The following is a 4,437-nucleotide window of genomic DNA, read 5'->3' as shown; positions in this document are numbered from 1 at the left end:
CCATCAGCAAAAGGGGATGATAAGTTTATCACCACCGACTATTTGCAACAGTGCCACAGAAAATTACCTGAACTGCGTCAACTCGGAGTCTGGCCGCGTGCGCGTGGAAGCAAAGCGGGCGAGCGAAGAATACGGGCGAGTGCTGCGGCGCTATCCGCTGAAACCCGGCGAGACGGTCGAGCGTCCGCAACGCGGGGAAGTCGTCAGCAGCTCCGGGGTTCTCCCCCCACTGGACCCAGGCGAATACTAAGCGCGGCGGTGTGTAATAGACGGAGCGCGAGGCGACTACTGGTCAGGGTTTGCGCAAGGCGGGTGTGTAATAGACGGGAGGGGATCGATCCGGCGATCCAGCCTGTGGATAGTCCGTCTATTACCCACCCGGTTCCGTCGTTTACCCACCCAACCCCGTCTATTACCCACCGGAAACCGTCTATTACCCACCGAGGGGTTCTATAAGCAACTGATAATGAAGGTAAATTTTGCCTTCTGATTCCCTAAAACTCTTTAAAACAAAAAAAACATATATAAAACGTGTAGCCCTGGGGAAAACAGCCCGTGGAATTATGGACAATCCGGCAAGCCGGATACCTGCCTAACCGCTTCGCGGTTCCCCATTGACAGGCCAGGGACAACCGCGAGCGGTTGCCCCCACCCTGCCAACAGGTCGGCAGTTGCCCACAATACCACCGGCTCAAGCAACAGGATTTTTTTATATTTTTGTTTTTAAAAGAAAAAAGCGGCCGTGCTCTAGTGGCATGGCCGCGTTACGTGGTCCTATCAGGGGCTTGTGGCTCTTGCGCCTCCTCGGATCGACACAAGTGCCGATCACTGCGGCGGGGCGCTCCTGGCTCAAGCTGAAAAGCGATCAGTATCCGCACCAGTGGCGACGGCGTTCCCTCCACGCATTCGGGCCGGGCCTCCACTCAACGGCTAACCCCTCGGCCATGAGGGTTTGCCCCACGTCCCGCCCGTCGATCAGCAGGTGAACAAGGCGGCGGTCGTACTTGTCGGCTTGGCCGGAATCGACAACCTCGATGCGCTGAGCGTTGGCAACCAGTTCGCGGAGGCGTGCGGTTGCCTCGCGGCCCTTCGTCAGCTCGGCGTCGCACCTGGGCTTGTAGGTTTCCGGGGTGTCAATCGACAGCAGGCGCAAGCGTTGACCGTTGTATCGTAACCGTCCGGTGATTCCACCTTGAGCCAAATCGCCTGCCGACCAAAAGGCTCGAAGCTTACCACCCGGTCGATTCCGGTCAGATCCAGAAACGCCTCGTCGATGGAGTAGACATCCACTCTCGATGCCAGAGCTTCCAGGGTCGTCATCACCCGCCGGCTTATATCGCCATTTGTGTGGAATAGAGAATCAATTGGAACGGGGGCTTTGCTCGCCCCCCCTTGAACTTCTCATACCCAACCTGTTTGGCTATAGCTACTGAGGAGATCGCGGTGGCCCACCAAATCTTCCGGTCATCCTGTTCAATTACACCGCTAGCCGTACCCAGGAGGTGCCGCAGCGCCTCCTGGAGGCAGAAAGGCGTCGAGCGTATAGGTTGCTGGGCATGCGCGGCGCAAGTTCATCAGAAAACTCAATCCAAGGGCAAGATCGGCCGAGCGGAGATGGCACTGACTCTTATCAACAAGCTCTACGGCATCGAGCGCGACATGGAAGAGGCGGGCGATGCCCAGCGATACCAGACGCGCCAGTCGCAAAGCCAGGCTTTCCTGGAGCAACTGAAAGCTAGGCTGGACAAAACCCCTCCCCAGGTCACGTCGTCAAAGTGCCTTGGGCAAGCAATCAATTGCCTTGCGAGCAACTGGTTAAAGCTGATCCGCTACATCGAAAGGGGGACACCTGCCCATCGACAACAACCCTGCCGAGCGGGCGAGCCACCTTCTCATGTACATATGACCAAAGCGTCGCCCGTCTCCTCCCGTTATGTCATGCCTACCCACGACGGAGTATTGACGGTCTCTGTGCGCCAGAGCATAGTTTTCCCGAAGGGCGCTTAGGTACATATCTTCATGTGCTGTCCAGGCGCAGTTGCGTTTAGAGTACGTGTCCAATCAGTTTTAAATGGGTGTGAACATGAGAGCAGAAACTGAATCGCGGATTTTTTCGGTGGATGAATATGTTCGTCCGTCTAACGGCGAACCGATTCGTTCGGTTGTTCTGGAAACCAATGACTCTGTCGTCGTTGTTTGGCACGCCCACCCTGGGCAGGAAATAGCTTCCCATGTACATCCTCACGGCCAAGATACTTGGACGGTTATCTCAGGTGAAGCCGAATATCATCAAGGTAACGGCATAGTCACTCATCTTAAAGCTGGAGATATTGCGATCGCAAAACCTGGGCAGGTACATGGTGCAATGAACTCTGGCCCCGAACCTTTTATATTTGTTTCAGTGGTTGCGCCGGGCAATGCCGGTTTTGCGTTGGCTGAGAAATAGGCGAAAGGCCTGAGAGGAAACTGATGAATACACGATTATTTACGTTCGCTGGTGGAGAAACGGGTGTTTGGCGCGTTGTTCGGATGGATGCCGTGGCGGGAGCCCCTCTCCCTGGAATCCCCCGGCTCGACGTAGCCGCTGGCTCTGTTTCGCCGCAGCCTTTGGGCACCAAATGGCTTCTTCGCGGGATAACGAGTAACGAGCGTTATGTCGTGCGTGAAGAGAAGGATCGTCTCGTGGCGAAGCAGCCAAGTTTGGGTCGAGCAGAGGCCACCTGTGCCGCCCTGATCCCTATCCGGAAAAACCCCTCATGGTGGGGACTGGCTCAAGACGAACGCCGGAAGATTTTTGAGGAGCAGTCCCGTCACATTCACATTGGGCTCCAATATCTCCCTGCTGTGGCCCGTCGTCTCCACCATTGTCGGGACCTGGGCGAGAGCGAACCCTTCGACTTCTTGACGTGGTTCGAATATTCCCCGTCTGATGAGCCGGGCTTTAACAGGCTTTTGGCCGAACTCCGGGCCTCGGTGGAGTGGAAGTATGTCGACAGAGAAATCGACATCCGGCTAGTGCATGAGCCGGCCTAGTATCAGGTTTAACTGCGATCTCCGTGCGGCATACACCTGCGACACCCGCAGCCCAGCAAAGCCCGGAAAATCTAGTGTGTCTAATAACTTAGGAGTAACACGACACGTATGCCTAGCGAGCCACCAGTCGCTTGGGAAATTTTCTACTTATGGCCTCCTCTTTCTCTCATCGATCTCCCAGGGCATATCCTGCCGTCTAGAGTTGGCACCTTGTCCAGCTTTCGAAGAAGGCTCTCCATACACGTCCGGCCTACACCTTGTTAGGTATGGCCGGTTTCCAGTTGTGGGGCAATAGCTCGTCGATGGCGTTGTTCTTCTGTGTCGGCAGGCGAGTCAGCACATCCTTCAGGTAGGCATAGGGATCATGCCGATTCAGCTTCGCTGACTGTATTAGGGTCATGACCGCAGCCGCACGTTGACCACTGCGCAGTGAACCCGCAAACAGCCAATTGCTGCGCCCCAGCGCCCAGGGTCGGATCTGGTTTTCCACCCAGTTGTTGTCGATGGGCACAGCGCCATCGTCCAGGTAGCGCGTCAGCGCTTCCCAACGTTTGAGGCTGTAATCCAGGGCTTTGGCCGTGCCGGAGCCATCCGGCACTTTCTGGCGATGGGCCAGCATCCACTGATGCAGCGCATCGGCAAGGGGTTTGGCTTTGGTTTGCCGGATTTCCCGCCGCATATCCGGTGGCAGATCTTTGGTTTCCCGCTCGATCTCGTAGAGTCCACCGATGTATTCCAAGGCCTTGGCCGCCAATTCGCTCTTGTTGGCCTCGTGCAGGTCATAGAACTTGCGCCGGGCGTGGGCCATACAGCCGATTTCGGTAATGCCGTTGCCGAACCCGGCCTTGTAGCCAGCGTAATCATCACAGACCAGCTTGCCCCGCCAGTCACCCAGGAAGGTTCGGGCGTGTTCGCCTGCACGGCTGGGTGCGAAGTCGTAAATAGCTGCCTTCAGGTCGGCAAACGGTGTGGTGCAGTAGGCCCAGACGTAGGCCTTGTGGGTTTTCTTCTTGCCCGGGGCCAGCATGCTGACCGGGGTTTCATCGGCATGCAGAACACTGTGTTCCAGCAGAGTATTTCTCAACGCATCCACCAGCGGCTGCAACTGCACACCACAGGCACCCACCCATTCGGCCAGGGTGGAGCGCGGGATTTCCAGGCCGGCACGGCCGAACATGCGTTCCTGACGGTACAGCGGCAGATGGTCGGCATACTTGGCCACCAGCACCTGGGCCAGCAGGCCAGCGGTGGGGATGCCTTTGTCGATCACCTGCGGTGGCACCGGTGCCTGGATCAACGTCTCGCAGCTGTCGCAGGCCCATTTGCCCCGGATGTGACGTTCAACGGTGGGCACTGTTGCAAAGTTAGCGATGAGGCAGCCTTTTGTCTTATTCAAAGGCCTTA

General features: G+C 56.9%; 5 protein-coding genes and 1 pseudogene. 4 read left to right on the top strand and 2 right to left on the bottom strand.

Annotation, left to right across the window (positions count from 1 at the left end; translation table 11 throughout):
• On the top strand, positions 1–250 hold a 250-nt coding region (locus tag RRF55_RS26815), incomplete at its 5' end, for a hypothetical protein (protein WP_029403537.1).
• A 615-nt stretch (positions 251–865) separates the two neighbouring features.
• On the opposite strand, the gene RRF55_RS26810 is transcribed toward RRF55_RS26815, so the two are convergent.
• Entirely contained in the window at positions 866–1,153 is a 288-nt protein-coding gene (locus RRF55_RS26810; RefSeq protein WP_009486461.1) for a thermonuclease family protein, read from the bottom strand.
• Positions 1,154–1,445: 292 nt separating this feature from the next.
• On the opposite strand from RRF55_RS26810, the pseudogene RRF55_RS26805 reads away from it, so the two are divergent.
• The 3 genes and pseudogenes from RRF55_RS26805 to RRF55_RS26795 all read left to right on the top strand — a co-directional run.
• Positions 1,446–1,882: pseudogene (locus tag RRF55_RS26805) on the top strand (IS66 family transposase); the annotation flags it as partial.
• 189 nt (positions 1,883–2,071) lie between these two features.
• On the top strand, positions 2,072–2,446 hold the full coding sequence (locus tag RRF55_RS26800) for a cupin domain-containing protein (protein WP_001348195.1): 375 nt from the start codon (positions 2,072–2,074) through the stop codon (positions 2,444–2,446).
• A gap of 23 nt (positions 2,447–2,469) precedes the next feature.
• Positions 2,470–3,033 carry a chlorite dismutase family protein gene (locus RRF55_RS26795; protein WP_001097412.1) on the top strand — a complete coding sequence of 188 codons (564 nt, stop codon included), beginning with the start codon at positions 2,470–2,472 and terminating at the stop codon, positions 3,031–3,033.
• A gap of 250 nt (positions 3,034–3,283) precedes the next feature.
• Here RRF55_RS26795 and tnpC read toward each other — a convergent pair.
• Positions 3,284–4,437, bottom strand: a 1,154-nt coding sequence (gene tnpC / locus RRF55_RS26790; protein WP_045344958.1) for an IS66 family transposase, incomplete at its 5' end; no start/stop codon positions are given.

Origin of the sequence: Klebsiella sp. K47 (assembly GCF_051858335.1) — a bacterium.
Classification (GTDB): Bacteria; Pseudomonadota; Gammaproteobacteria; order Enterobacterales; family Enterobacteriaceae; genus Klebsiella; species Klebsiella pneumoniae.
This window is presented reverse-complemented; position numbering and strand designations above follow the sequence as displayed.

Bases quoted from the DNA above. Each gene is read 5' to 3' on its own strand.
- RRF55_RS26795 (WP_001097412.1), top strand. From the start codon at position 2,470: ATGAATACACGATTATTTACGTTCGCTGGTGGAGAAACGGGTGTTTGG.
- RRF55_RS26800 (WP_001348195.1), top strand. From the start codon at position 2,072: ATGGGTGTGAACATGAGAGCAGAAACTGAATCGCGGATTTTTTCGGTG.